General features: G+C 42.4%; 26 protein-coding genes and 1 pseudogene. 4 read left to right on the top strand and 23 right to left on the bottom strand.

The window, feature by feature from the left end:
* Window positions 1-29: 29 nt before the first annotated feature.
* Complete coding sequence (locus TY16_RS21340; RefSeq protein ID WP_081773161.1) at window positions 30-863, top strand: superoxide dismutase; 834 nt, start codon at window positions 30-32, stop codon at window positions 861-863.
* A 360-nt stretch (window positions 864-1223) separates the two neighbouring features.
* Here TY16_RS21340 and TY16_RS26995 read toward each other — a convergent pair whose 3' ends face one another.
* From TY16_RS26995 to TY16_RS21240, 22 genes and pseudogenes are all read right to left on the bottom strand, one after another.
* Entirely contained in the window at window positions 1224-1346 is a 123-nt protein-coding gene (locus tag TY16_RS26995; protein ID WP_231505660.1) for a putative holin-like toxin, read from the bottom strand.
* 70 nt (window positions 1347-1416) lie between these two features.
* A complete protein-coding gene (locus TY16_RS21335; RefSeq protein ID WP_043933784.1) occupies window positions 1417-4026 on the bottom strand; it encodes a helicase-related protein in 2610 nt (869 codons plus the stop codon).
* Window positions 4027-4313: 287 nt separating this feature from the next.
* Window positions 4314-4991 carry a TerC family protein gene (locus tag TY16_RS21330; protein ID WP_043933783.1) on the bottom strand — a complete coding sequence of 226 codons (678 nt, stop codon included), beginning with the start codon at window positions 4989-4991 and terminating at the stop codon, window positions 4314-4316.
* A 557-nt stretch (window positions 4992-5548) separates the two neighbouring features.
* Window positions 5549-8218: a pyruvate, phosphate dikinase gene (gene ppdK / locus TY16_RS21325; RefSeq protein ID WP_043933782.1), complete on the bottom strand. Its 2670-nt coding sequence runs from the start codon at window positions 8216-8218 to the stop codon at window positions 5549-5551.
* Entirely contained in the window at window positions 8215-9036 is an 822-nt protein-coding gene (locus TY16_RS21320) for a pyruvate, water dikinase regulatory protein (RefSeq protein ID WP_043933781.1), read from the bottom strand. The genes ppdK and TY16_RS21320 overlap by 4 nt, the downstream gene beginning before the upstream one ends.
* Window positions 9037-9059: 23 nt before the next feature.
* Window positions 9060-9683, bottom strand: a complete 624-nt coding sequence (locus TY16_RS21315; protein ID WP_043933780.1) for a helix-turn-helix transcriptional regulator — start codon at window positions 9681-9683, stop codon at window positions 9060-9062.
* Window positions 9684-10274: 591 nt separating this feature from the next.
* Window positions 10275-11669: an FAD-binding domain-containing protein gene (locus TY16_RS21310; protein WP_043933779.1), complete on the bottom strand. Its 1395-nt coding sequence runs from the start codon at window positions 11667-11669 to the stop codon at window positions 10275-10277.
* A 99-nt stretch (window positions 11670-11768) separates the two neighbouring features.
* The gene (locus TY16_RS21305; protein WP_043933778.1) at window positions 11769-12521 is read right to left on the bottom strand and encodes an exodeoxyribonuclease III; all 753 of its coding nucleotides are present in this window, start codon (window positions 12519-12521) and stop codon (window positions 11769-11771) included.
* A 151-nt stretch (window positions 12522-12672) separates the two neighbouring features.
* Entirely contained in the window at window positions 12673-13110 is a 438-nt protein-coding gene (locus tag TY16_RS21300) for a peptidylprolyl isomerase (protein WP_043933777.1), read from the bottom strand.
* Window positions 13111-13318: 208 nt separating this feature from the next.
* Window positions 13319-13828 carry a mismatch-specific DNA-glycosylase gene (locus TY16_RS21295; RefSeq protein WP_043933776.1) on the bottom strand — a complete coding sequence of 170 codons (510 nt, stop codon included), beginning with the start codon at window positions 13826-13828 and terminating at the stop codon, window positions 13319-13321.
* 122 nt (window positions 13829-13950) lie between these two features.
* Window positions 13951-14220, bottom strand: a complete 270-nt coding sequence (locus TY16_RS21290; RefSeq protein ID WP_043933775.1) for a hypothetical protein — start codon at window positions 14218-14220, stop codon at window positions 13951-13953.
* A 144-nt stretch (window positions 14221-14364) separates the two neighbouring features.
* Complete coding sequence (locus tag TY16_RS21285) at window positions 14365-14550, bottom strand: hypothetical protein (protein ID WP_043933774.1); 186 nt, start codon at window positions 14548-14550, stop codon at window positions 14365-14367.
* A 157-nt stretch (window positions 14551-14707) separates the two neighbouring features.
* Window positions 14708-15436, bottom strand: coding sequence for an ATP-binding cassette domain-containing protein (locus TY16_RS21280; protein WP_043933773.1), 729 nt, complete (start codon window positions 15434-15436; stop codon window positions 14708-14710).
* 26 nt (window positions 15437-15462) lie between these two features.
* The gene (gene ssuC, locus TY16_RS21275; RefSeq protein ID WP_043933772.1) at window positions 15463-16227 is read right to left on the bottom strand and encodes an aliphatic sulfonate ABC transporter permease SsuC; all 765 of its coding nucleotides are present in this window, start codon (window positions 16225-16227) and stop codon (window positions 15463-15465) included.
* A gap of 17 nt (window positions 16228-16244) precedes the next feature.
* On the bottom strand, window positions 16245-17213 hold the full coding sequence (locus TY16_RS21270) for a sulfonate ABC transporter substrate-binding protein (protein WP_043933771.1): 969 nt from the start codon (window positions 17211-17213) through the stop codon (window positions 16245-16247).
* 247 nt (window positions 17214-17460) lie between these two features.
* Window positions 17461-18135 carry an RNA-guided endonuclease InsQ/TnpB family protein gene (locus tag TY16_RS21265; RefSeq protein WP_081773067.1) on the bottom strand — a complete coding sequence of 225 codons (675 nt, stop codon included), beginning with the start codon at window positions 18133-18135 and terminating at the stop codon, window positions 17461-17463.
* Window positions 18136-18153: 18 nt separating this feature from the next.
* Complete coding sequence (locus TY16_RS21260; protein WP_043933769.1) at window positions 18154-18621, bottom strand: hypothetical protein; 468 nt, start codon at window positions 18619-18621, stop codon at window positions 18154-18156.
* A 27-nt stretch (window positions 18622-18648) separates the two neighbouring features.
* Window positions 18649-18720: pseudogene (locus tag TY16_RS27345) on the bottom strand (helix-turn-helix domain-containing protein); the annotation flags it as partial.
* Window positions 18721-19169: 449 nt separating this feature from the next.
* Entirely contained in the window at window positions 19170-20276 is a 1107-nt protein-coding gene (locus TY16_RS21255; RefSeq protein ID WP_043933768.1) for a GerAB/ArcD/ProY family transporter, read from the bottom strand.
* A complete protein-coding gene (locus tag TY16_RS21250) occupies window positions 20273-20497 on the bottom strand; it encodes a hypothetical protein (RefSeq protein ID WP_043933767.1) in 225 nt (74 codons plus the stop codon). Before TY16_RS21250 ends, TY16_RS21255 begins: the two co-directional genes overlap by 4 nt.
* 4 nt (window positions 20498-20501) lie before the next feature.
* On the bottom strand, window positions 20502-21650 hold the full coding sequence (locus TY16_RS21245; protein WP_043933766.1) for a Ger(x)C family spore germination protein: 1149 nt from the start codon (window positions 21648-21650) through the stop codon (window positions 20502-20504).
* Window positions 21647-23203: a spore germination protein gene (locus TY16_RS21240; RefSeq protein ID WP_043933765.1), complete on the bottom strand. Its 1557-nt coding sequence runs from the start codon at window positions 23201-23203 to the stop codon at window positions 21647-21649. The genes TY16_RS21245 and TY16_RS21240 overlap by 4 nt, the downstream gene beginning before the upstream one ends.
* Window positions 23204-23340: 137 nt before the next feature.
* Between TY16_RS21240 and TY16_RS21235 the strand changes: the two genes are divergently transcribed.
* The 3 genes from TY16_RS21235 (at window position 23341) to TY16_RS21225 (ending at window position 25628) form a co-directional block, all read left to right on the top strand.
* A complete protein-coding gene (locus TY16_RS21235; protein ID WP_043933764.1) occupies window positions 23341-23613 on the top strand; it encodes a YqhV family protein in 273 nt (90 codons plus the stop codon).
* A gap of 245 nt (window positions 23614-23858) precedes the next feature.
* Complete coding sequence (locus TY16_RS21230; protein ID WP_043933763.1) at window positions 23859-24359, top strand: DUF3231 family protein; 501 nt, start codon at window positions 23859-23861, stop codon at window positions 24357-24359.
* Between the two features lie 18 nt (window positions 24360-24377).
* A complete protein-coding gene (locus TY16_RS21225) occupies window positions 24378-25628 on the top strand; it encodes an MFS transporter (protein WP_231505721.1) in 1251 nt (416 codons plus the stop codon).
* Between the two features lie 9 nt (window positions 25629-25637).
* Here the strand turns inward: TY16_RS21225 and TY16_RS21220 are convergent, their stop codons facing one another.
* Window positions 25638-26255, bottom strand: coding sequence for a YitT family protein (locus TY16_RS21220; RefSeq protein ID WP_331281068.1), 618 nt, complete (start codon window positions 26253-26255; stop codon window positions 25638-25640).
* Window positions 26256-26833 lie beyond the last annotated feature (578 nt).

Below are 26833 nucleotides of genomic sequence, written 5' to 3'. Positions count from 1 at the left end.
TTAACGAACTTAAGAATTGGGCTGTGGGAATGAAAATTCATTCAACGGCTTTACTGCAAGATAGGGCCGCACCTGGTACCTTGCCTGATTTTACTCGTTCACTGGACCTTTTTTTAGAAGAATTAGAGAGCAGCCTACAACAGAGAAGTGAACAATCACCTGAATATGCACTGGTTGCCGAAAATAAGGCAAATGTTCTTTATGAAAAATGGCTGCAGGTTGAAGAACAACATACAGGAGGAGGTCTTGCCCGGCAAATACCGATAGGCAGGCATGTGCTTCCACGACTTCCATACGAATACGGGGCACTCGAACCGTATATTAACAGGCGGATCATGCTGCTCCATCATACTCAGCACCATCAAGCTTATGTAGACGGCTTAAATAAGGCAGAAACTGAAATGGCAAGGGCGAGGGAAACAAACGATTTTACTTTATTGAAGCACTGGGAAAGGGAAGCAGCTTTCAATGGAGCGGGACATTATTTGCATACACTCTTTTGGGAAACGATGGCACCAAATGCTGGCGGGAGGCCCCAGGGTGAGCTTTTAAATGAAATAAACCGTGCATTTGGCAGTTTCGATAAATTTAAAGCACATTTTAGTGAAGCAGCAAAAAAAGTGGAAGGCTCAGGCTGGGCAATCCTTGTTTGGTCGCCAAGGGCAAGGCGCTTCGAAATCCTTCAGGCAGAAAAGCATCAAAACCTCAGCCAATGGGATGTCATTCCACTTCTGCCACTTGATGTTTGGGAACATGCTTATTACCTTCAATACGAAAACAACCGCGGTAAATACGTAGATAATTGGTGGAATGTCGTCAATTGGCCTGCTGTCACGAGGAGATACAATGAGGTAAAACGATAAAAAGGTGACCAAAGCCAAGTGTAACAACGGTACTCCGATGATGCAGCGGAGCTTAAGCATATGGAAACCCAATTATTTTACTCTGATACTATGAAAGGCCTACTAAAGGCTTGTTCCGTTTCGTTATAACTATCTGAATAAAATTCCAAATTACATTATTAACATACTTCCTTTTTGGTTTCCTAAAGGCAACGATATTTTCTTTTTTAAGAATTTCAGGTATAATGAACTAAAGAAGAAATAAAAATAAGAAGGCCATGCATGGTTACAGCATGCACAGCCCCATCGATGGTTCCCGGTTGAGGAATCGGAATTAAAGTCAATTAACCCGCCTTTATCGCTTGCCGGCTGAAGGGTGGGTTATTTTTTATGGGCAGCTGCAATTACAGCAACAATCAGGCTTGCAAATGAAATGGCTAACATCAAACCTTGAAAGACCGTCATATAAGCATCACCCCCTTTCACCGGGAGTGCTTGTCCCACCCTTTTGAACCACCGATTATGTTAATTATACCATATAACCCACTAAATTACGAACATAAGTTCGTATTCATTAAGGTTTTCTCTTTGTACTTCTTCGCATTTTCCCAAACTTTCTCCCCCCGTATTTTCTGTTCTTTTGATGTGAGTGGCATTCATTGCATATTCCATATGGGAAATCCGCTGGAAGAGGCTTGCCGCAGATCTTACATTTTTTTTGAATACTTTTTCCTACATCATTCAGTTCCTCATGGACTCCATCGCTAACTTGCTCACGCATTCTTTCCCAATAAATAGCTTCTGTCCTCATTCCAAGCTTATATAAAAATAACAAATGAAGGCCGATTGCCTTATACGTCAGTTCCATATCCTCCAGATTGCGTCGTTTTATCGAGGGTTCAGGAAGCTCCCTTCCAGTAGCAATTGCTTCCATAGTCTGAAGCCATTGTTCGGTAAGCTGCGGTTCCTTTGCCGAGAAAGGCAAATGGAGAAAGCCATAAAGCTCCATCATAGGAAACTTTGATTCAAGAAAGGTTCCTTCAATTAACTCATAACGGCTGCGCTCTTCGGCCAGTTCTGCCTTTTTCGTCCCAGGCGGGCTCTGGTATTTTTCCCAAAGCTCAAAAAAATCGCCAAGGTTACGGCTGTATCGTTGAAATCGCTCAAAGACTGCGTTTGTTGGTGCAATCGCGAAAACATTGACTGGCTTATCCTCAGCTTCCAGCAGCCTTTTCATTCTTTGTATATCTGACACGAATGCGACTTTACCGATATTATAGATGCCTTTTCTCCCTGCCCGCCCGGCAATCTGCTTAATTTCCTGTGAAGTAAGCCTCCGTCTGGATGTGCCATCAAATTTTTCATTTTCCAAAAATACAATCCTGCGAATCGGCAAGTTAAGACCCATGCCAATTGCATCTGTAGCGACAATTACCGCAGTTTCCCCGTCGATGAATCTTTGCATTTGTTTCTTTCTAGTCTCTGGAGGCATACTGCCATATATCATACTAACCTTATGGCCATTACCTTGAAGGGCTGCAGCAGTTGAAAGGACTTGTTTTCTGGAAAAACAAACAAGCGCATCTCCCTTCCTTGTGTTCCTCAGGGAAAATTCTTTATCCTCAACTTGAAGCGGAATATCCCTGGTATATTCAATCATCTCGTAGTCCGCATTCCCAAGCAGATGAAGCACCATTTCTTTAATATTCCTGCTGCCAATGATGTGGACCTCACGTGCATTCGCCTTTGTGATAGCCTTATACCAGGAAAATCCCCTGTCCCGGTCCGCTACCATTTGTGCCTCATCGATAACTACCACTTCATAAAAATCTTTTTCATGGAACATCTCAACCGTACAGGCAAAATGATTGGCATTTGGTTCAAGCTTTTCTTCCTCACCTGTTTTGAGTGAACACGGTACCCCCTGTGAATTCAGCCTGTCATAAACCTCGAGGGCGAGTAGACGGAGCGGTGCCAAATAAAGGCCGCTCGATGCCGCCATCATGCTTGTCAGCGCATGATGTGTCTTGCCGGTATTGGTTTCACCAATATGAAGAACATAGTTTACATTTCGGACACTTGATATACGGTATTCAACACCAAATACCTCATCAAGCATCCTCTGTTCCTCTGCAGCCTGTCTCTCAGCCTCAGCTTCTTCTTCAGCCTGCCTTTTCTCGGCTTCCTTCAGGTTCTGTTCATAAATAGCCAGGTGTTTTTCCGGATCAAACGGAATGTCAGTCAGGTTTATCAAATCGTCCATGTATTCATCCGCAATCCGTTCAATAAAATCCCTCGAAAGATCCTCTGCCATTTCAGCAATGAGGAATGAAGCATAATTTCCATTTTGAGGTCTTTCATCTCCGCCAACAAAAAATCCGGCCAGTTCGCCAGGGAGACTTTCCGATATTAATTTAGCTGATTCCCTTAGCACAAAACTGCCTATTAGCCTCTCGTACGGGTAATAGTAGGTTTCGTATTCAAAATAATACCTGCCGCGGTCGTTTGTTTTATGAATATCACCAGTAAATTCATCAAAAAATTCATAAACATGTAAATAATCATCTACAGAGAATGGACCAATTTCGGTTAACTTTTCCTCAAGCCTAAAACTATCAATTCTTTTATATTTTTTCCCCTGCTCCATATCTTTCTTAAGCTCTTGCGCGACCATATGTCTTGTTAGCAGGTAAAGCAGCATCTCATGGTCATGAAAAACTGCTTCAGCGTGTTCGACGATACTTCGTGTATTTTTTTCACGCTGCTGTTGCACTTTTTCAGCTTCTAGCCTTTCCTTATAATTCTTCCTGGCCCGGTCATACATTTTTCGCCACTTCTCTGGCGCTTTTCCAATTTCAGAGTCCACCCACCCATTGACATCAAAGGGCGAAAAGTCACGTATTTCTGTTCTGAAAAGGCGATTAATTAGCTTCCGGTCCACTCCCTCGGTGTCAAAGCCTTTTTCAGCGAGGAATTCCTTTTTGGCTTTCTTGGAAACGCTATTTGTCGCCTTGTTCAGCCAGACATTCACCCAGAGCTGTTCTAAATAATGCATACGATCTTCAGCATATTGATTAAAAGGCGGCAGAGCTTCCTTCGTTTCAAGGTATTTGCTTATATCTTCTTTAATTTTCTTTTTAGTTTGTTCGACTGCCAATTTATAAGCATCGACGATTTCCTGCATGAGGGTAACTCCTTTTTAAATTTTGCTTTTTACTTAGTTTACCCCAGTTGGGGAATAATGAGCGAATGAGCGTCATTTCGTTCAAACGATTTCGGGGAAGTTTCTTTGTGGCAGCCTCCTCGTCGCTTTACTTCTGTGCCGTCTCCCACCTGTTTGACCGATAAACTTTTTCCTGGACCGATAAATTTCTGATTAGACCGATAAATTACGTTGAATAACCTTCCTCGAAAAGATATGACGACGAAAAAAGGACTGGATTCATATCCAGTCCCCGCCAACACAACCTACTAGGATGCCTCGTGCACTTTCTCTTGTTTGTTCTTTTTCATCGTTCCAGCTGCTACAACGACTACGACAACAAGCAGCTCAAATCCATATTTAACAACTGGATTCACAAAGAAGTCTGCAAGGAAAGGCTCGTCAACAATCATCTTTGAAGCCGTCCATGCAAGGATCGCAGCACCAATCGTAATAATGATTGGAAATCTGTCAACCCATTTCAGGATAAGAGTGCTTCCGTAAACGACAATCGGAACTGAAATAAGCAATCCCAGAATGACGAGCAGGTAATTTCCATGCGCCGCACCCGCGACAGCAAGGACGTTATCCAGACCCATCAATGCGTCCGCAATGATGATTGTTCGAATAGCCGCCCAGAAGCTGTCGCCAGCCTGAACATCATGGCCTTTTTCTTCAACGAGCAGCTTGTAGGCAATCCAGATAAGGAGGACGCCGCCAATAACAAGAAGGCCCGGGATTTGCAGAAGCCATACCACGATTACAGTTGCTAGGGCCCGGATAGCGATTGCACCGACAGTACCCCAGATGATAACTTTCTTTTGCTGATGCTTAGGCAAATTCCTTGCCGCCAGCCCGATGACAATTGCATTGTCACCTGCAAGCACCAAGTCAATCATGATGATCGACAACAGTGCTGTCAAAAATTCCATTGATAAAATTTCCACTCAAGTTCCTCCTTTAGTGCCTTGCAGCAATTAAAAAAATCAATTGTACCGCATAATGAGAGTTGAACATGGTATTAATGTTCCCTTAGGTTCCCTCACTAAACCGGTACTATTTTTGCCCAAAAGAAAAGGGCCCCGACAGCGGCTCGGGCCCTTTTTTTCCACAAAAAAGACCCTTACCCTTTGACAGGTAAAGGTCTTGCTAACAACATGACTGTTGCCAACAAAGCCGGAGGCATATACCTCGAACTGACGACTTTGCTGTAAAAGCTACTCCCCTTTATGCTCATCCTAAGATAGAAAAATAGTATACTATCTTTCCGAAAAATTCAAGCAAAAAGATTTTGTCACATTTTATCCCGCATTAACGGGCAGTAAGACCCTCACATCAAATTTCCAAGTAAAAATGAAAAGGAAATATGGGGATCAACTGCCCGTAAAAGCCCGATTAGTGAATTAAGATTTTTCTTGGGCTTCAGCCCTTAGAAAAATCAATCGGGCTTCGCGCGGCTAACAATCAGTGGGGGATGAAGCCCCCCACTGATTGAAGATTCACTTTATACTTTGACAACGGTAGCTTTTTTGGTTTTACCATGGCGAATGGTTGCCTGGGCAGCAGCCAGCCTCGCCAAAGGCACTCGGAATGGAGAGCAACTCACATAGTCAAGGCCCGTTCTGTAACAGAAATCGATTGAATTCTTTTCGCCGCCATGTTCGCCGCAAATCCCGGTTTTAAGAGTTGGCTTAGCAGTACGGCCAAGCTTGACACCCATTTCAACAAGCTTGCCGACACCATCCTGGTCCAGCACAGCGAAAGGATTTTCCGGAAGCACCTTCTGCTCAATATAAGCTTGGAGAAACTTACCTTCTGCATCATCACGACTATAACCAAATGTCGTTTGGGTTAGGTCATTTGTGCCAAAGGAGAAGAAATCTGCTTCCTGAGCAATTTCATCGGCAGTAAGGGCAGCCCTTGGGATCTCAATCATTGTTCCGATGGTGTAATCAAAAACCCTGCCTGTTTCCTGCTGGATTTGTTCTGCCGCTTCGATGACAAGTTTCCGCATTTCTTTAAGCTCATTTATATGCCCCACTAGCGGGATCATGATTTCCGGCTTAACTTCAATCCCCTTTTCAGCAACCTGGGCTGCTGCATAAAAGATTGCTTTTGCCTGCATTGAGTAAATTTCAGGATGAATCATACCAAGCCGGCAGCCCCGGTGGCCAAGCATTGGATTAAATTCATCGAGCTGGCGTACCTTTTTCAATAAAAGTTCCTTTTCCTTTAGTTCAGGCGCTTCTGGACTGAGGATTTGAAGTTTGGTTATCTCCACTAATAATTCTTCCTTATCAGGAAGGAATTCATGAAGCGGAGGGTCAAGCAGCCTGATTGTTACTGGGAGATCTTTCATCACTTCAAAAATTCCCTCAAAATCACTCTGCTGCATTGGAAGAAGCTTCTCAAGGGCAGAGATGCGATCCTCGTAATCATCGGCAAGAATCATTTCCTGAACAATCGGATGCCTTTCCGGATCCATAAACATATGCTCAGTCCGGCATAATCCAATTCCGCCCGCTCCAAATTCAAGTGCTTTTCTCGCATCTACAGGATTATCTGCATTTGCCCTGACTCCAATTTCCCTTTCCTGGTCAGCCCATGCAAGCAGCAGCTGAAACTCGTCTGAGAGCTCTGGTTCAATCATAGGGATTTCCCCAAGCATGATTTCACCAGTTCCGCCGTCAATTGTAATGATATCCCTATGATTGACAACCGTATCGCCGACATAGAACTTCTTTTCCCTTAGGTCAATTTTCATAGCTTCGCATCCGCATATACAAGCCTTGCCCATACCGCGGGCTACAACGGCGGCATGGCTCGTCATGCCGCCACGGCTCGTTACTACAGCCTCGGCTGCAATGATGCCGTGGATATCATCCGGAGTTGTTTCAGGCCGGACCAGGATCGTTTTCTTTCCTTCCTTCGCATAGCTTTCTGCCTCATCAGCATCAAAAACAACTATACCGGTCGCTGCCCCCGGAGAAGCAGGCAATCCCTTGGCCAGACGGATACGTTCGAATTTATCATCAATCCTTCTGTGCAAAAGCTGGTTCAATTGGTCAGGGTCTACACGAAGAAGGGCTTCCTGCTTTGTAATAAGGCCTTCTTCAACCATCTCGACCGCAGTCCGGATGGCTGCCTGGGCTGTCCTTTTTCCAGTCCTCGTCTGAAGAATATACAGCTTGCCGCGTTCTACAGTGAATTCAATATCCTGCATATCCTGGTAATGCTTTTCAAGCTTTTCACATGTATCGGCAAACTGGCTGTATACATCAGGCATTTCCTCTTTTAAGGTGCGAATTGGCAATGGCGTACGGATTCCCGCCACCACATCTTCGCCTTGGGCATTAATAAGATATTCGCCATAAAGGGTCGCTTCACCTGTGGAAGGGTTTCTGGTAAATGCTACCCCAGTGCCGGAATCATCGCCCATATTGCCGAAAACCATACTTTGTATATTTACAGCTGTCCCCAGATGGTCAGGGATTTTATTCAGGCGCCTGTATACAATTGCCCTCTGGTTGTTCCATGAATTAAAGACTGCGTTGATTGAAAGGAATAACTGCTCCCTTGGATCTTCAGGGAAAGGCTTCCTCGTATGTTTTTGGACAATTGCCTTATAGCCCTCGATGACTTCGAGCCAATCTTCCGCCTTCATCTCGGGATCTGAAGAATAGCCTTTGCTCTCCCTTACTTCCTCAAGGAATTGTTCAAAGAAAAACACATCTACTTCAAGGACTACATCGCTGAACATTTGAATGAACCTTCTATATGAATCATATACAAATCGTGGATTATTGGTAAGCCTCGCCATACCTTCAGCTGTTTCAGCATTCAGACCCAAGTTAAGGATTGTATCCATCATGCCTGGCATGGAAAAGACCGAACCGGAACGGACAGAGACAAGCAGCGGATTAGCAGGGTCGCCAAGTTTTTTCCCCATTTTAGATTCAAGACTTTGGAGTGCTTCCAGTACCTGCGAGGTCACTTCTGCTGGAATAGCCTCACCCGCTTGGTAATAGGCATTACACGCTTCTGTGGAGATAGTAAACCCAAATGGTACCGGAAGGCCAATGTTGGTCATTTCAGCCAGGTTTGCACCCTTTCCACCAAGCAGGTCCTTCATCTGGCTATTTCCTTCATCGAACTGAAAAACATACTTTGTCATCGTCTCGTACTCCTCTCTTTTTTCAAGACATCAATAATCAGGCTTGCAGTTTCCTCTATTGCCTTATTGGAAACATTGATGATTGGGCAGCCTACCCGCTTCATGATCCGCTCAGCGTAATCAAGCTCCTCCAGGATTCTCTCGAAGCTTGCGTAATTGGCTGACGAAGTCAGCCCAAGTGCCTTCAGTCGTTCTTTCCTTATCGAATTCAGCTTGTCGGGGGTAATGATTAACCCAACACACTTCCCCTTTGGCAAGCTGTAAATTTCATCTGGGGGTGGTACTTCCGGGACTAGCGGTACATTTGCGACTTTGTATCTATGATGAGCTAAATACATCGATAAAGGTGTTTTGGATGTCCTTGAAACACCGATTAATACAATATCAGCCTTGGATATTCCCCTTGAGTCACGACCATCATCGTATTTAACAGCGAATTCGATTGCTTCGACCTTGCGGAAGTAATCATCATCAAGCTTTCTCATTAGCCTTGGCTGATGCTGGGGCTCCTTGTTAAACTTTTTAGTAAAAGCCTCCATGAGTGGATTCAACAAATCAATTGCCATGATACCTTCTTCTGCGGCTCTCTTGTCGAGATAATCTTTCATGTTCTCGATGACAAGTGTGTAGGCTATGATTGAATTTCCCTTTTTGGCAAGCATGATGACGTCCTCCAGGTCCTCGAAGTCTTCAACATAAGAATGCCTTCGGATGTCGACGTATCCGCCATTGAATTGGGTTGCTACCGCCTTTACAACAAACTCAGCTGTTTCACCTACCGAGTCGGAAATGACATATACCGCTTCCTTTTCTGCCAAATTTGCGCTCACTCCTTGCGTTTTTATTGCCCGGACAGTTCCAGGAATGCTTTTGTTATGGTGGTTTTTGTAATCCTTCCAATTACCGTATATGTAGCTATATCAACACCAGAAGCTTTTACAACAGGAAGGGAGTCAATTTGATAGGTAATCATTTTTCTTGCCGCCTCAATCAAGGTTTCTTCCGGCTGTATAGTGACAACATTGGGCATCCTCGTCATGATAATGCTTACAGGCAATTCTTCCGGGCTCCGATTTCCAATTGAAGCTCTCAGCAAGTCCTTTCTGGAAATGACACCCGTTAAATGATTATCTTCATCCACAACGTATAAAGTCCCCACATCCTCCAGGAACAGCTGGACGATTGCGTCATAGACTGAGGCCGATTTTTGAATCACAATTGGATGTGCCTTATAATCCGAAACCTTTTGGGAAATTTGATTTCGAATTACGCCACTGTCTGGTGTTTCACTGTTAAGAAAATAGCCAACCCTCGGGCGTGCTTCCAGGTTTCCCGCCATTGTAAGGATAGCAAGGTCCGGCCTCAGAGCTGCACGGGACAATGAAAGCTTGTCAGCAATTTGCTTGCCAGTGATAGGCCCTGAATTCTTAACAATTTCGATGATATCCTTCTGCCGTTTGGACAGTTTAATAAAAACTCCCTCCTTTGGCGCCGAAATAAATGTGTGTTTTAAAAGAAGGCTGTGTTAATGATAATTGTAAATTTTTTAAGCAATGTTGATTGGAGCGAAAGGCGCGAAGACTCGTTCGAAAATGCAAAAAACGCATTTTCTCCTGCGGTGCTTTTTCAGGGACGATTATTCAATGTCCTGTGGGAACAGCGGGACAGTTGAGACCCCGCAGGAGCAAAGCGACGAGGAGGCTCACCGCCCGCCCCACGGAAAGCGAAGCTCCAGTAGCGGAAATCAACACACTTGTTTAACACAGCGTTAAATGTGTTACATCTTTTCTCAATTAGTATATTACATTGAACGAAAAAAGGGAATAATTAAACACACTTATTTGTGTCTAATTAGTAAAAAAGTAGACTTATAGGTTTTTTTACATGATTAATTTACTGTTTTTGGGGATTTCCTTGGAAGAAATAGAGGCTTTTGAGGCAATCCTTTTGTATATGCTAATCACTCTGTTAAAAAACAACTTTTTCTTTAACACAGCCTAAATTAAAAACAAGGCCTACGTTAAGGCCTTGTTTTGCAGAAAACATATATGTGAAATTAAATATCCAATGTGAGTTGTTCTGAATCATTTGCCATCTTATCCGGTTTTACCATGCCTGCAGCTTTTTCTATTTCGAAAATTATAGATTTGTTTTTCCTGGAAGCTTTAATGCAATCTATAATTGGCACATGATAACCGATAGTATAAAAGCCGGGATACTTCCACGGTTCATGCATGTAACGTGTAGGCAGGTTACCGAGCTGAGGAACATACCTCGCGATAAATTGGCCCTCTTGGTCAATTTTTTTCCCTTCCCGTACAGGATCAAGGATTTTTGCTTTTACCTTTCCTGGCAAGGCAAGACAATCCTGAAATAGAATATCGTACATTGCAGGCTCATAATCCAGCATTAGTCCTGCCAGCTTCTCTTTAACTAGTTGCGGCTCAAGCAGCAGCGTATTGCAAAGGAATGATACCAATAGCCTTCTCAAACCTTCAGGGAGCCATCCGGATTTCATCAGACAAAGCATAGAAGCGTCAATAATCGGAATTCCCGCCTTGCCATCAAAGACTTTATTCAAAGTGGCTTGGTCCAACTTCCTTCTTTCTTTTAAAAGTGGATCCTCATACAGAGTTACAGAAGTTTCTTTTTCAACCAGTAGGAATCGCTTGTACAGCTTGTCCAAGAAGAATTGATATTCTTTAACCTCCGATTCTGAAGCTGCGGGCAATGCTTCAAGTGTTCTTAGCACTACTGTTTTCAAAGAAACATTACCCCAGGACAAATATGCGGATAATCCACTTGAGTAGAGAGATGCTTTTAAAGGATTACTTATGCCTTCACTATACTTCCTTACTCTTTCATCAATAAAGGAATTCAGTGTCTCAAATGCATTCGTTTCTCCTCCTGATTGTCCAAAGCGGAGAGGTTCCCCTTTAATGGGATAAGAGCGAAACCTGGCAGTACTTTCTAGTAGCCAATCTGGTATTTCCTGAGGCGAATATAATTTTTCCGGCGGGGCATGCTCATTTAGCGTACCGATAATAGATATCCACCTTTTTTTAGAGGTCGCTTTGTAGAGTTCACCCGGCAAGGAAATCGGAATTTTGATGTCGATTTGTTTATCCTTAAACCATTCAAAGAGGTGTTTCAGCTTTGAGTCGTTATACAGCCACACTGTGTAAGAACCATATGCATCCAAGAGGAGCTGGAAAACCTCCTCCGCTTCACCTATCGCAACATACAGGTGCCCGCCGATTTCTTCCAGTTTTAGTGAAAGATCATCAAGGCTCTCTATGAGAAAGGAAAAGTGCCTTGAAGACAGAGGTCCGGTACCCCAGACAGATGGCTCAATAATAAAAAGGGGGAGTGTTTCTCCTCTTTTTGACGCCATGGCAAACAAAAGATTGTCCGTAAGCCGTAAATCCTTTCTTAGCCAGACTATATTCATCCGTCTCCCCTCCCTAAAGGTTTATACCCTACTGCCTACTGAGTATCAATCAACTCTGCTAAAGATTAATAATATCTATAACACAGCCTTTAATCAGCCTTAAGTTAACTCCAATATAATCGGACAATGGTCGCTTCCCATTATATAACAATCAATTTTCGCATCCTTCAGTCTATGCTCAAAATCTTTGGAGACGAGGAAATAGTCAATACGCCACCCAATATTTCTTTCTCTGACCTTGCTCATATACGACCACCAGGTGTAGGCTCCCTCTTCTTCAGGAAAAAAATAACGGAAGCTGTCAATAAAGCCCGCCTCAAGCAGGCTGGACATCTTCCCACGTTCTTCAGGCGTAAAGCCGGAATTCCCGACATTTGTTTTTGGATTCCTAAGGTCAATTTCGGAATGCGCAACATTTAAATCTCCGCACTTGACTACAGGTTTTATAGCATTAAGTGCAAGGAGGTGGGCTTTTATGCGATCCTCCCATTCGAGGCGGAACGGCAGCCTGGCCAGGTCACGCTGGGAGTTCGGGGTGTACACGTTAACGAGAAAGAAATCTTCAAATTCTAGAGTGATGATTCGTCCTTCAGGCTCACTCTCATCATCACCAAGTCCATAACGGACATTTAAAGGCTTTTGTTTTGTAAAAACAGCAGTCCCGGAATAGCCTTTCTTCTCGGCAAAGTTCCAGTATTGATGATATCCCTCAAGCTCCAACTCAATTTGGCCCTCTTGGCATTTTGTTTCCTGGATGCAAAAAATATCCGCATCCACCTCCCTGAAATATTCCAGAAACCCTTTATTAACACACGCTCTAATACCATTTACATTCCATGAAACCAATTTCAAGATAAATTCCCCCTACAAGAAAAGTGCATGCGCCTTGGGCAGGCGCTGGAGCTAGACAAGAAAAGCGCAAGCGCCTTCGTTACAGAATATTTCTGTTATGACAAAAAGGGGCCTGCCTATATAGCGGCAAGCCCGGTCGTTGTATAGTACCTTACGCGTCGAAAACTTCTACTTTTTCCATAACATCGCCATTCTTCATGGCTTTAACTGTTTCAAGGCCGGAAGTCACTTGTCCGAAAACAGTATGTACTCCGTCAAGATGCGGCTGTGGTTCGTGGACGATAAAGAATTGGCTTCCGCCTGTATCACGGCCTGCATGGGCCATAGAGAATGCTCCTGCAGTGTGGCGGTGCGGATTTCCTTCGGTTTCGCATTTAATCGTATAACCTGGTCCGCCAGTACCATTTCCATTAGGGTCGCCACCTTGGCTAACGAAACCAGGGATCACCCGGTGGAAAGTCAAGCCATTATAAAAGCCTTTATTTGCAAGTGTTTCAAAGTTTTCGACTGTCCCAGGTGCTTCATTCGGGAAAAGATCAAACTCAATCTTCTCGCCGTTTTGCATAGTAATTACGCCTTTTTTTGACATTTTTACAACTCCTTATTATTCGGATACACCATACTATACCATTTCTTTTAAAAAGAATGAAATGATACGAACCTAAAATTTGTTAATCCACTTTGAAAAAAAGCATAGAGATGCTACAATGAAATTGCCCCTTCCGAACATCGCTTGTTGCGGGACACTTAACCAGTTCGGACGGAAGTGGCTGGCGCTCACTAGCTGGGCGCCATTTTTATTTTCTATACTGCTCTCTTAAAGCAGGTAATTCCTTATAAATCTCAACAATCTCACTCAATTTCATCCTGACCAGGCCGCTTGATGACGGAGCTACAAAATCAATTGTTCCTGGGACCACACTTTCCTCTTGCACTCCCCATGGCAGACTTTTCTTCCGGCTGAACTCCTGGTATACGCCCTTACCTACATAACACACAATACGAGGATGATTAACCCGGATTTTTTCCCTAAGAATTTCTCTGCCTTCTATATATTCCTCCCTGGTAATTTCATCGGCTGCCTTAGTAGGCCTGGCCACAATATTCGTAATGCCGAGTCCTATTTCCGGCAAAAGAACATCTTCCTGGGGACTGTATTTTCTTGGGGTAATTCCTGCTTCAAAGAGGATTTTCCAAAACCGATTATTCGGGCTGGCAAAATGATGTCCCGTTTCTCCAGAAAGAAGGCTCGGATTAAAGCCAACGAATAAGATGTCGAGATTTTTTCTAATATGATCCTGTACCAACTTCCCACCACACTTTATAAATTCATTCACAAACTGTATGTACCATTTTACCCCATGTTAAAAGGCAGTAAGCTATATTTAGAATTTAGGCAAAAAAGCCGCAATAAATGCGGCCTTGATGCTTAACGTTTCCGGTTTTTTTGTTGACTGGAAGTATTGCCTGTAAATAGCTCCGATGAAAATTCGGCCATTGCGATATTGCCTCTGGATGCTGGAAGGTACCGTTGTGCCGTATGCTGGATTTTAGGGAGTACGTTACGGAAACGCGTCCTTCTTAATCCCATAGCGGCAGTACTCATTCCCAGGCCAATAAGTGAAGCCCAGAACACCCTTTTGTTCTGTCTTCCGCTTGCAATGTTGCTTAAGAACGAACCAATCATACGGAAATTCATTCGCTACACTTCCTTCCGGCGATTTGGAATCAGAAAAGATTCCTTTTTTATTATCCTGCCGTCAGAATCAATTCATACTGCTTCTTAATTGCCATTTTAGGTTCTATTTTTAATGATTGGTGCCAAAACTCGATGATTAATTTTCTACCGCTGCCTGCTTTTTTGCTTATTCATTACCTCAAAGGACTTTTCAATAATATCGGTCAAAACATCACCTTTATAAATTCGGCCAAGTTTAAGGTTTTCTTGATAATATTCAACGATTTCGTCAAGCTTGTCCGATGTTTCCTTTGTAATTCTTACATTGAGTTGAATCCGCTCTCCCGCCATATGTATTCTCCTTTATCACTTTGCTAGCACTTGATAGCAATTTGTTATCTGCTTTATATCACCTTCCTTAGTATAAACTTCCTTGAATTTAAGAACAAGAAAAAAACAAAGACGGTACAGTGTACCGCCAAACGTTTCCCCTATTTGCTAACAAGTTTTAATTCACCTTCATTGGCTGGTTCAAGAATCCTTCTACATGTGTTTGGAAGGCTTTTTGCGTACGCTGCCTTGGCCGTGGCAGATCAATCAATCTATTCATGACAATTTTTCCTGATTCGATTAGAATAACTCTGTCAGAAATGGCTACAGCTTCCTCCACATCATGTGTTACAAGAATGGATGTGAAATTCTTCTTCTTCCAAAGCCCTTCAATTAAATCCTGCATTTCGAGCCTGGTTAGAGCATCCAAAGCTCCCAATGGCTCATCCAGAAGAAGAATATCAGGTTCATGCACAAGCGCCCTCGCAAGAGCAACACGCTGCTTTTGTCCTCCGGATAATCTCGATGGCCAGTCGCTTTGTCTTTCCTCAAGTCCAACATTTCGCAACGCATCAATAGCTTTCGATTTCCATTCGCCAGATAACCCTATTCCTATATTTTCGAGCACATTTTTCCAAGGAAGCAGCCTTCCATCCTGGAACATGATTCTTGCTTGATGATTCAGACCCTCCAGCTTCTTTCCTTTAATAAAAATAGATCCTTCCTTAGCATTCTCAAGTCCAGCGACAAGCCTAAGTAAGGTGCTTTTGCCACAGCCGCTTTTTCCCACTATTGAAATAAACTCACCCTGTTGCGCATCAAGGCTAATTCCATCCAGTACAATCCTGTTCCCATATGATTTCTTGATAGCTTGTATGCTGACATAAGGTATTTTTCCATATATCATTACCCAACACCCCTTTAACGGTAAGCTTAGGCATTCCACTTTAGCCATTTTTCCTCAAGTGTTCGTGCGATTACATCAGATAATTTCCCAAACAGGGCATAGATTACAATACTTAAAACAATTACATCCATTTGATAAAACTCCCTGGCATTCATAGCCATATATCCAATCCCCGAATGGGCGGAAATAGTTTCAGCGACGATAAGGGTCAGCCACATAACGCCCAGTGAAAACCTGATTCCTACGAGGATTGAGGAGAGGGCGCCAGGAAAGATAATGGAAGAAAATAAGGATACCCCCTTAAGCCCGTAAGCCTTTCCCATTTCAATCAGACCTTTATCGACTGATTTTATTCCATGATACGTATTGATGTACACTGGGAAAAGGACACCAAGAGAGACTAAAAATATTTTTGAGGATTCATCTATCCCAAACCATAAAATTACGAGCGGAATCATAGCAAGGTGAGGGATCGTCCTTAGCATTTGTATGGACGTATCAAACAGAAGTTCGGACATCCTAAAAATACCGTTGAAAAGTCCCAGGAAAAAACCAATGGTTCCTCCGATTAAAAAACCTATCACCGCTCTGCCCAGGCTAACAGAAATGTGATTTGCCAGTTCTCCAGATTCAAAAAGCTCTATACCCGCTTTAAAAACAGAAGTAGGGGCAGGGAGTATCCTTGATGGAATCAAGCCTTTCGATGATAATACCTGCCAGACACTTAGAAGGAGCAACGGGAATACCCAGGGGACGGTTTGATTAATAAATCGTTTAGACACATTCCTCATAGGAATGCCCCCTTTCTTTACTTTTGCAACGCCTCGGTTACATCAATTTCTTTAGGGATGATTTTAAGTTCGTAAAATGTGTCGGCTATTGCCTGCTGCTCACCCACAATAAGATCCGTCATTTCGTCTACCCCGTAAACCCTTCTTTTAACAGCCATATCAAGTGATGGTTTATCGATTTTCAAAATGGGCGCGAGCATATCTACCAGCTCCTGGTGATGAGTGTTTGCCCAATCAGATGATTTCTTAATTTCATCAACAATCTCGGCTACAATATCCTTGTGTTTCGCAAATTCCGTGCTAGCAAGAAGGAAGTCTCTATCTGTTGTCAGTCCTTCACCATCTGTTAATGTTCTTGCTTTTGAATTCACTTCCGCAGATGAAGTGAATGGATCCCAAACAACCCAGGCATCAATATTCCCTTTTTCAAAAGCTACCCTGCCGTCACCCGGGGCAAGAAATGCCGGAGTAATATCTGAGTATTTTAGTCCGGCGTTCTCCAATGCTTTTATCAATAAGTAGTGGGAACTGGAGCCTTTAGCAAATCCGATAGTTTTTCCTTTTAAATCCGCGATGGTTTTAATTGGTGAGATTTCTTGGACGAGGATTTTGCTTCCCTTGAATTTCGGCTTTCCGGCTGCAATATAAACAAAAGGGGCATCGGCAGCCTGTGCAAAAATAGGAGGGGAATCACCCGTCCGGCCAAAATCAATGCTGCCGGCATTCAGAGCCTCGACCAAAGCGGGACCCGCCTGGAATTCCTTCCATTCAACTGTAATTCCTTTTTTAGAGAGTCGTTTTTCTAAAGTACCTAGGGATTTAAGGATAACAAGTGGGCCGTTTTTCTGGTAGCCAATTTTAACTGTAGTAAGTTCTTGCTTGGAGCTTTCTTTCTTCTCTTCTGAAGAGCAGCCAGATAAAAAAGTAACAACAGCAAATAGGGAAATCACCATAATATACCATGGTTTTGCAACGTTTAGTTTCATTTGGGCTATCCGTCCTTTTCTGTAGGTTTTAGGCAATTGTCGACCTGTTTTAACCTATGAAAAAATGACAGATAGGTTCCTGTCCCTGAGTGAACTACCCACCACTTATTTTCTACGAAATTTGAAGTGGGGGCTTCCAAAGGCTTTCACCTTTTTCTTTTATTGCTAGGTCATCCACAAGACTAACGCCTTATGTCACTAGCCTTGAATTCGTGGCGTCCCTGCCACTACTGAAAATGGATACAGCCTATACGGGCACTGGTACCCCAGCCATAAAACCTAAATCCGACAGTTTCCTGATTCCGTACTGTTTTAGGTTTCTGGCCGCATTATAGTCTCTATCCATTTTTGTGCGGCAATGCTCGCACACATACACTCTCTCTGAGAGTTTTACTGTTTCCTTTTTTGAATTGCATTCACTGCATAGTTTTGTGGAAGGAAAGAATTTATCTGCGAAGATAAGATGCTTTCCTTTTTTCTTCGCTTTATACTCCAACATGGTTCGGAACATGCCGAACCCGTTGTCGTGCAATTTCTTGCCCAGGGACAGGCATTGTGCCAAATTGCTCAAATCCAGGTCTTCCACCACAATAGCGGCATAATCATTGGTTATCTGATTGCTTCTTTTGTGGAGAAAATCTTTCCGTTGGTTTTTTGCCTTGGCCATGGTTTTTTGATAGTTCTTAAGCATGTTTTGATAAGTAGTTGAGTAAAGAATCCTGCCCTCTGAATCGACCAGGGCTTTATTCCTTTTCCTGGCCAATGACTTGTTCAACCGTCTTTGGCGCTTTTCAATGATCTTATGGTACCTGGGATACCCGTCTTTACCCCCCTCGCTATCCATGTATAAATCAGTTTGGCTATAATCCAAAGCCAGCACTTCATCAGCCATGATGTTACTCCGTAAAGGCTCTTGTTTCATTGGAAAATCCACAGACAGTTATACCATATAGCGATTTCCTTCCCGTTTAATGGTCGCCTTCTTGATAACCGCTTCTTTAGGTAACTCACGATGCATGGCAATCGGGATTCCATTACGAAACTTCGGGATACATAGCAGGGATTGGTCGTTACGTTGGACGATTTTAATATTTCCATTCGTTTGATTGGTGGTGTAGCTGAACTTTCCTTGCTTCTTGCTGTGGAATTTGGGGAGGCCTTTCATGTCTCGCAGAGTCGGAACATAACCAGTCGTTCGCATCTTTTTCCGGACCGCTTTTTTGTACTGCATCGACTTTTTGGCGAATCCATCATTATATTTCTTTACCGCAGCCTGAAAACGGATTTTCGCATCATTGTAAACAAACGAATCGTTGGATTTATCGAGAAATTCATATTTCTGAGTGATGGTGGTGTAGTTAGGCGTCTTATATTGAATATAGCCGCCTTGAAACCCGATTTTCTCCAAGTGTTCGTAGAGTCCAGCTACATACTCGTTGTATACCTTTCGTTCGCATCCGAAAGAGCGTTCTAATACTCTTCTATCTTCCTCAGCCGGAAAAATTGTATAGCGAAAGCCATACGTAACCTAACCTTCAGGCAGTTCTTTTTTGGTACCTTTTATATAGTTTCCATTCTTGTCGGTAGCCATCTTTTCACCTCCCTTGTCCATGTTTGAGCGAACATACTATGTAAGAATATTTTACCAAATAGAACGTATGTTTGTCTTGTGGTAGCTATATTTTTAACCGTTTTTATTTTTATACCAAAACAGAAAACTCACACCATTCATCCCCCACCTAAAATCTCTTTCGGATTTTTGAGGAAGGGGACTTCTGGCTAAAATTCGTTAAATTGCCTAATCCAAATTAAAAGTTCTTATTGGAAAGACATTTAGGAATTCTCGATCCCTTCCCTCATAGAAATATACTGTTTTAGAAGCTTGGCATTGTATTATTACTTTAAGTCCTGAGCGTCTCCTTTATCACACAAAAAAGCCTGCGATTGCAGGCCTTCTTACGTTTTATTTTCTGAAGGTTTCCATTTCTTAATGGCTTGTCTCTTAATTAAGAGGAACAGAAGAATTAATACTAACTCTAGTGCCAGCCCCAGGGTCGGCCATGTGAAAAAGGAAAAATTCAAATGTTCAACATTGTTGCTAAAAAGAAGAATGGTTAAAATGCCCATTATCAAGGATAGAGGAACCAAAAATATATCTGTGCTTTTTCCGATTATTACTCTTAGACATCTATTGACCAAATAAAGTGACAAGGCTATTTTTGACAAAATTGTCGGCATCCACAAAGTCACCAAAAATAAATCAAGCCTATCGAGAAAATCAGTAATATTGATTTGTTGAATAAGTGTAATAGTCGGGTACACCGAAATTGACACGAGCTTGACCCCTAGTACCGCCACTTCAGTAAATAGCAGGATAATCATTAGGGCAAAACCTAATGCTACCCCTGAAATAAGGCCTTTCCTTGCCTCTTTTACTGGATGGATAAACAGGAAAACAAACAGTATGAACACGAATTCAGCTGTCCAGCCGAATTGAATATATATCGATTTAGCCATTGGCGGCAGCATTTCCATTGCCAGGATCGGCTGTATATTCCCTAACTCAATTTCATTTAAAAGCATAAACGGTATGCTTAGGACTACTACCGTCAAAAAAACAAAACTAACCGAAGAAACGCGTACAATAACTTCAAAACCTGATGCGACAATATAAATTAACGTCAGGATAGTCAGGAAAGTCAAAATTTCGAGTGGAGTGGTTGGCAGCAATTTGGTTGCCATAAAATCAATCAGTGCTCTTAAATCCTTTATAAAAACTAACGCGATAAATAGCAGGAACAAAACGGCAAATAATTTTTCCGTCCATTTCGTTTTCCTTTCCGAAACGTTAGCAAAAACTTTGCAATATCTTTCCCAATTCGCCTTTTTGCCTACAATGACCCATATGAGCACAACTTGGACCGGAAAAATGATAAGGGGGACAGTCCACGTATTTTGTCCCCCTATATCAACCGCTATTTGGTACATATTGATTAAGGTTGAGGTAAAAACAAAATTAGCGGTGATTAACGAAAGCTGAAGAACAGATATAGATAATTTCATTTTTTCACCACCATTCTTGTAAAATCACCCACTGTTCTATTAAGTAACACAGAAAATCCGTCAAATGAGATGTCCATGAATATGAACACCGAAAGACCTCCTGCTAGCAAAGCTGCAAGGAAAGCCCACTTTTTAAGATTCTTATCTACCGTATTTGTCCTGGCAACCACAATGCAATACACTATTAGGACAATTCCTAATAAAGCTAACCCTTTACCCATAACGTCATTCCTTTACTTGAAGACCTGAATTACTCATTCTCTGAATGTCGCAGTCGACCTGAACGGTAAAATCCAGTTCTGGAAGCTTTTCATACCAATTTTCTTTCCATTCAGAATCCCATCTAGAATGGTGTGATTTATATAGGTACCATCCCAGCCCTGCAACATCAGCTTTCTCTTTATGTGCACGATTAAGAATTGCCTCGACTTGCCCTTTTATTTCTTTTTCCAACATTTTTTTAATATGTCCGTACGTTTTGGCATCATCCAACTCTATATTTGAATCATTGTCCATTAATATACTTGCAGCCTCTATGCGGATAGTGAAGCTAGGCTTTCCCTTCTTCAAGGCATAGATTGGCCTGAATCTGCTTTCGATTATTTGAAGGCTCATATGTCTGCCAGGCTGGACTGGGAATGTGATTGCTTTTGTATCCATTTTTTCAAAAAGCCAAAGAATTCCTAAAGATTCCTTTTTATTTGTTATAAATTTCATCCTATCCCGCCAGAAAACAGCATAATCCTGCATAATAATTTCCTTGCCTTCTTTTGCTGAACCCTTTTCATCAGCAGTACTAATAACTGGTACAACGGCCACCTTGCCAGGGCGTTCGATATCAAGGATTACATCTTTTATAGTCATTCCAAGGTTACTTTTCGCCATTTCACGTATTGCCTCCCCAGGAAGCTTTTCCATTTTAGGCTGGGTTGACAACATATCGAATGCTTTCCCTTTGGAAATCACTAAAAAGGTAGAAAGCCTTGATTGCGGCTGCAGAAGGATTGTTTCAATCGGCTGGCGAATTCCTTCTCGGGCCATATCTTCACCTATGACGATTACTCGGCGGTGAGCGAGGTAAAGCTCCCTTGACATTCTGATTTGCATATCATCATAGCTTTCCTTAATGCTTCTTCCCTTGCCCATTATCACAAAGTATGGTCCTCCAGTGGTTCCTCCACCGCCGCCGCTCGATCCAGCTCCCCCCATTGCACTCGGAAGGGGTATCTGCGCCGAGACACTGTAGTTATCCTTCTCTCCCTTATCTACACCAGTAGCAATAACAAACGCCATGTCATTGATTTCAGTACGATCCCAGCAGCCAGTAAGAACGACTGTACATATGATTGAATAAAGGAGTTTCAACCTGCTCATGAAGTTCCTCCTTCTTCACCCAATTTTCCTGGCGTAGGTTTTAAATTTGATGCTTCTCTAACACGATTTTCCTTAACAAATTGTTTAGGCCTCAAATCGTTTGCCCACCATGGAGCCCTCAGAAAAACGTCCTTTAACTCCTTGAAGGACAAGGGTGCAAACGGTGAAAAGTATGGTACACCGAATGATCTCAAATTACAAAGATGAGTAAAAATAATCATTGATCCGATCACGATACCAAAAAGGCCAAACATACCAGCCAGAATCATTAAAGGAAACCGCAGCAATCGAATAGAAATTGCTAAGTTAAAACGTGGAATTGTAAATGATGCAATCCCTGTTATGGACACAATGATTACCATGGGGGCGGAGACAATCCCTGCTTCAACTGCAGACTGGCCGATGACTAGTGCCCCAAGGATACTTACCGCCTGTCCAACTATTTTCGGGAGTCGAATCCCGGCCTCTCGCAATGCCTCAAAAGAAAGCTCCATGATCATAGCCTCGATAAAAGCCGGAAATGGGATAGCCTCCCTGCTGGCAGCAAAACTAAATAACAAATTAGTAGGTATCATTTCCTGATGGAAAGTTGTAACGGCAATATATAAAGCTGGTAGCTCAAGAGCAATTACAATAAAAATAACCCTGATGAGCCGAAGAAAAACGGAAATATGGAAGCGATTGTAATAATCCTCGCTTGCCTGCAGAAATTGCCAGAACACTACTGGCAGGATTAAAACAAACGGTGTCCCGTCAACAATAATTGCAATCCTGCCTTCCAATAGGTTTGCCGCAACCGTGTCCGGTCTTTCAGTATTTTGAATTTGTGGAAACGGGCTCCATGGATTATCTTCAATAAACTCTTCTATATAGCCGCTTTCGAGAATCCCGTCAATTTTGATCCGATCAAGCCTTGATTCCACTTCTTTAACAAGCTCAGGAGCAGCGAGCCCTTCAATATACAACACAGCAACCCCTGTGGCAGTTTCTTCTCCAATTTCCTTCGAAATGATTTTGAGCCGATTAGAACGGATTTTATGCCTGACAAGCGACGTGTTCACCCTTAAGCTTTCTGTAAAACCTTCACGCGGCCCACGGACAGCTGTTTCACTTTCAGGCTCGGCAACACTTCTCCTGGCCCCGCCCTTCGAATCAAATGACAGTGCTTTTTCTAATCCTTCAATAATTAGGATTGTATTTCCGGCGAGTACTTTCTTAACAGAGTCATCCAATGAATCCGTTTCTTTTACTGAGTTAATCGAAACAATTTCATCCATTACATATTTAGCTGTCAGGTTATTTAGGTCACTGCTGTCCAAAAGCTGTTTAATGGCATGGAGCTGTATGCTTGGAGAATCAATGAGGCCATCCACAAAGATTAAACACGATTGCCTATCACCTGTTCGAAATTCCCTAAACACTATGTCCGAACAATCTTTAAAGAGACGCTTTAGGGTTTCTATATTTTCTTGATACTCCTTGCTTATTGGCTTTGACGTTTCCTCATTCAATATTTCCTTTTTACTTATCGGCTTGTTTCTTCTAAGTTTCATATACCTAACCCCACGTATGCAAGATAGTCATTTTTATCGTTCCTAATGTATCCTTAATATGTTTTTTTATCCAAAGGCGGGTGCTTGTCTCAAAGGTTTGTGCATATAGTGTAGAGACATAGAAAATGGAGGGCGTTATGTTTACAGTAATTGAAAAAACGGTTCTGGCCATGGCGTTGCTGCGCCTCGTATCCGGAGGGATAGAAATTTTTGCCGCCCTCCTGATGATTAAATTCAATGCAATCGAAAAGGCACTTTTGATTAATAGTTCCCTTGCCTTAATAGGTCCAATTATTCTTTTGTCTACAACTACCATTGGATTAATAGGTATAGTAGAAAAGGTATCACTAATAAAAATGTTTTGGGTATTTGCTGGAGTTGGCTGTATTTTATATGGCGTGAAAAGTTAAGGGGGGCAAAAATGCCGCCTTTTTTATTTTGGCAATAGTTGAAAAAACTTCTGAGAATAGTACTTCTGAGAATAATCATCGCAAACACAAAGGAAAGCACCTTTTGAATTAACATAGAAGAGCAGGCGGCTCCATGCCTGCCATGAAGGCGCTTCCGCATTTGTTCTATACCAAGAAATGGTACGTAATTTTCTTTTCAGTTAAACGAAGACTAATCACATGATTTTAAGAATGGAGTGAATTGAATGGGAATCATGAGTGGCAACCCCCAGGATGAACCCCTCCATGCAGGGGAAGTTTTTCATCTATGGTCACATCTTCTTGGGACAAAGGCATACCTGGTCGCCTTGCAGGTGTTCTCTAATCATTCAGGGGACCATGATTTAAAGGTTTTTATTGAAGATTTGATGGAAAATTGCGTTAAACAGGAAGAACAGCAGGTTGAAGCAGTACTAAAAGAAAATGGCATCCGTCTCCCCCCTGCTCCTCCGGATAGACCAAATGTATCTGCAGAGGACATCCCTGCAGGAGCACGCTTCAATGACCCTGAAATTGCCGCCCTCCTTTCCAGGGATATTGGAGGAAGCAACGTGTTGGCAAGTTATATAATGAGCCTTGCAATCAGGGAAGATATTCGTTCCATGTTTGGCGATTTCCTGACACAAAAGGCTGAATATGCCGATAAGCTCGCTGAAATCATGAAGCAAAAAGGATGGCTAATTCTGCCTCCATTAAACTTAAAATAATTGATTTTAAGGAAGTGAATCCCGGTGACAAAAAAAAATAACGGCATGACAGTTGCCGCGATCGGTTCAATCCCATTGATTATGACACTGGGGAATTCAATGCTTATCCCTATATTGCCCCAGATGAAAACCGAGCTGGGATTATCACAACTGCAAGCGAGCCTTACTATTACAGTTTTTTCGATTGCGGCTGCTATCTTTATTCCGATCCTTGGCTACCTTTCAGACCGCTATTCAAGGAAAATCATCATTTTGCCTGCGTTGCTTCTTTACGGACTTGGGGGGCTTCTAGCCGGTTTCGCTTCATCAGCTTTAGACGACCCGTATATATGGATTCTTGTCGGCAGGGTCTTTCAGGGGATTGGTGCAGCAGGGACAGCCCCAATTGCAATGGCCTTGACTGGAGATCTTTTTAAGGGTGGACAGCAAAGCAGGGTTCTCGGAATTGTTGAGGCTTCCAATGGACTGGGAAAGGTTCTCTCTCCTATATTGGGCTCGCTATTCGGTCTTATCACCTGGTTTGCAGTCTTTTTTGCCTTCCCGGCTATATGTGCAATATCCATATTGCTAACGTTATTTTTCATTAAAGAAAAAAGCCATCGGCAAGCACCGCCACCATTTGGGAAGTATATGAGAGGCCTTGCAAGTGTATTCAAGTTTGAGGGACGCTGGCTTTTAACAACCTATTTAGCAGGTGCTACTTGCTTGTTTACACTTTTCGGCATCCTTTTTTACCTATCAGATGTACTTGAAAAGCAATATAAACTTGACGGAGTGATGAAAGGGCTTGTCCTAGCTATCCCTTTATTGGTGATGGGCATAACATCCTACATTACCGGCAGCAAGATAGGAAAAAATACTACGGCTATGAAAAGGCTTATCGTCTTAGGATTATTATTAATGACTGTCTCGTATTCTTTGCTCGTTTTCTTCGAAAAATTAATTCCTTTCCTAATCGTACTGGTACTAAGCAGCGTGGGAACTGGCCTTGTGCTGCCATGCCTGAACAGTTTAATTACTGGGTCGGTTGGAAAAGAACGGCGTGGATTTGTAACCTCGCTATATGGATCAGTAAGATTTATTGGCGTAGCCATCGGACCGCCTATTTTTACTCGGCTCATAGAATGGTCCAGAACGGGAATGTTTCTCACAATTGCTTCCTTAACATTGATAGTAGGTCTATTATGTTTGCTGCTTATCCATGTCAAGTCCAGTAATGATGACAAAAAGGATAAAAGCAAATTCTCCTTCCGTTACAATTATGTATAAGCCCAGGGATTACTTTTTCCTAAATGCAAGTGAATACGCACTATAAAGACGGACTTTGAAGACGATATCGATAATCTTTGCTGAAATCCACTGGCTGATCAATGCCTGAATAATGATCTCCCAAGCAATGATTGAGGCTGTCAGGATAAAGATGCAGCCATTTATCCAAAACAACGGTTTCCCAGGTAAGATTCCTTTTATATTTGAAATAATAAGAGCAAGGACTCCAACTCCTCCATTTGAGACCCCCTGCCTTAAAAGCAGGCCGACTCCCACTCCGAGAAAGAGTGAGCCAATCAGTAAGTCTAACCAGACATTCCGAAATGGGATGTCTATTGTTTTTTGACTAACATATATCGATGCTGACGTCACTGTAATGGAAACCATTGTCCAAATCGTACTTTCATTGCCGAGGTATTTGATTGCCAATACTAGCATAGAGAAATTGACGGCCCAAAGGGCAATTCCCATATCTAAGTGGAGAAAGTAATGCAACAGGACTGCAAGGCCGCCAGCCCCTCCCGAAGGAATGCTATGAGGAAACAAAAAAAGGCCCATGCCAATCCCCTGAATCGCACCACCAGCAAAAACTAATCCACCCTTCCTTATAAAACGCATCATTTCCATTTAGGTTCTCCCCGGCTCTTAAGTATGTTCCATTTTATTCAATAAAGTAAAAAAATAGTACAAGCGGTGCCAGGGGCCGGCATTGGTCTGAATCGTTTAAGAGACTTTAAATGATTAACCGTAAGTCTTGATAAATTTAATTTTGTATTTCATAAATTTTTGGAAGTGTTACATAAAACTTGAAAAGTGCGCATAAAACCAAGACAGTGTCTCATAAAGCCCAATAAATGTGCAAATCCCGAAAAGTATTGCAAGCTTTACTGATGAGTTACGCTAGAATACCCAAGATAGGGAGACTAGTCCATTTATTTATGGTCGATCATGATTAACCGTAAGTCTTGATAAAACTAATTTTGTATTTCATAAATTTTTGGAAGTGTTACATAGAACTTAAAAAGTGCGCATAAAACCGAGACAGTGTCTCATAAAGCAAAAAAAATGTGCAAACCTCGAAAAGATATGGCGGGCTTTACAAAAGGGAGTCCATAAGATACTAGAATGAAAATGACTGGAATAGTGTAATTGATCATTGTGGACATCTCTCCTGCTGGTTTCTTTATATAATTGCAGCTTATTCT

Origin of the sequence: Bacillus sp. EB01 (genome assembly GCF_000613125.1) — a bacterium.
GTDB lineage: Bacteria > Bacillota > Bacilli > Bacillales > Cytobacillaceae > Bacillus_D.
This window is presented reverse-complemented; position numbering and strand designations above follow the sequence as displayed.

What these genes read in the sequence shown, in the direction of transcription:
- TY16_RS21240 (WP_043933765.1), bottom strand. Translation starts at nt 23,203, where the DNA reads ATGAAACTTAGAAGAAACAAGCCGATAAGTAAAAAGGAAATATTGAAT.
- TY16_RS21255 (WP_043933768.1), bottom strand. Translation starts at nt 20,276, where the DNA reads ATGAAATTATCTATATCTGTTCTTCAGCTTTCGTTAATCACCGCTAAT.
- TY16_RS21220 (WP_331281068.1), bottom strand. Translation starts at nt 26,255, where the DNA reads ATGGAAATGATGCGTTTTATAAGGAAGGGTGGATTAGTTTTTGCTGGT.
- TY16_RS21265 (WP_081773067.1), bottom strand. Translation starts at nt 18,135, where the DNA reads ATGAAACAAGAGCCTTTACGGAGTAACATCATGGCTGATGAAGTGCTG.
- TY16_RS21250 (WP_043933767.1), bottom strand. Translation starts at nt 20,497, where the DNA reads ATGGGTAAAGGGTTAGCTTTATTAGGAATTGTCCTAATAGTGTATTGC.
- TY16_RS21300 (WP_043933777.1), bottom strand. Translation starts at nt 13,110, where the DNA reads ATGTCAAAAAAAGGCGTAATTACTATGCAAAACGGCGAGAAGATTGAG.
- TY16_RS21340 (WP_081773161.1), top strand. Translation starts at nt 30, where the DNA reads ATGAAAATTCATTCAACGGCTTTACTGCAAGATAGGGCCGCACCTGGT.
- TY16_RS21280 (WP_043933773.1), bottom strand. Translation starts at nt 15,436, where the DNA reads ATGATATATGGAAAAATACCTTATGTCAGCATACAAGCTATCAAGAAA.
- TY16_RS21230 (WP_043933763.1), top strand. Translation starts at nt 23,859, where the DNA reads ATGGGAATCATGAGTGGCAACCCCCAGGATGAACCCCTCCATGCAGGG.
- TY16_RS21285 (WP_043933774.1), bottom strand. Translation starts at nt 14,550, where the DNA reads ATGGCGGGAGAGCGGATTCAACTCAATGTAAGAATTACAAAGGAAACA.
- ppdK (WP_043933782.1), bottom strand. Translation starts at nt 8,218, where the DNA reads ATGACAAAGTATGTTTTTCAGTTCGATGAAGGAAATAGCCAGATGAAG.
- TY16_RS21310 (WP_043933779.1), bottom strand. Translation starts at nt 11,669, where the DNA reads ATGAATATAGTCTGGCTAAGAAAGGATTTACGGCTTACGGACAATCTT.
- TY16_RS21245 (WP_043933766.1), bottom strand. Translation starts at nt 21,650, where the DNA reads ATGAGCAGGTTGAAACTCCTTTATTCAATCATATGTACAGTCGTTCTT.
- TY16_RS21235 (WP_043933764.1), top strand. Translation starts at nt 23,341, where the DNA reads ATGTTTACAGTAATTGAAAAAACGGTTCTGGCCATGGCGTTGCTGCGC.
- TY16_RS21335 (WP_043933784.1), bottom strand. Translation starts at nt 4,026, where the DNA reads ATGCAGGAAATCGTCGATGCTTATAAATTGGCAGTCGAACAAACTAAA.
- ssuC (WP_043933772.1), bottom strand. Translation starts at nt 16,227, where the DNA reads ATGAGGAATGTGTCTAAACGATTTATTAATCAAACCGTCCCCTGGGTA.
- TY16_RS21270 (WP_043933771.1), bottom strand. Translation starts at nt 17,213, where the DNA reads ATGAAACTAAACGTTGCAAAACCATGGTATATTATGGTGATTTCCCTA.
- TY16_RS21290 (WP_043933775.1), bottom strand. Translation starts at nt 14,220, where the DNA reads ATGAATTTCCGTATGATTGGTTCGTTCTTAAGCAACATTGCAAGCGGA.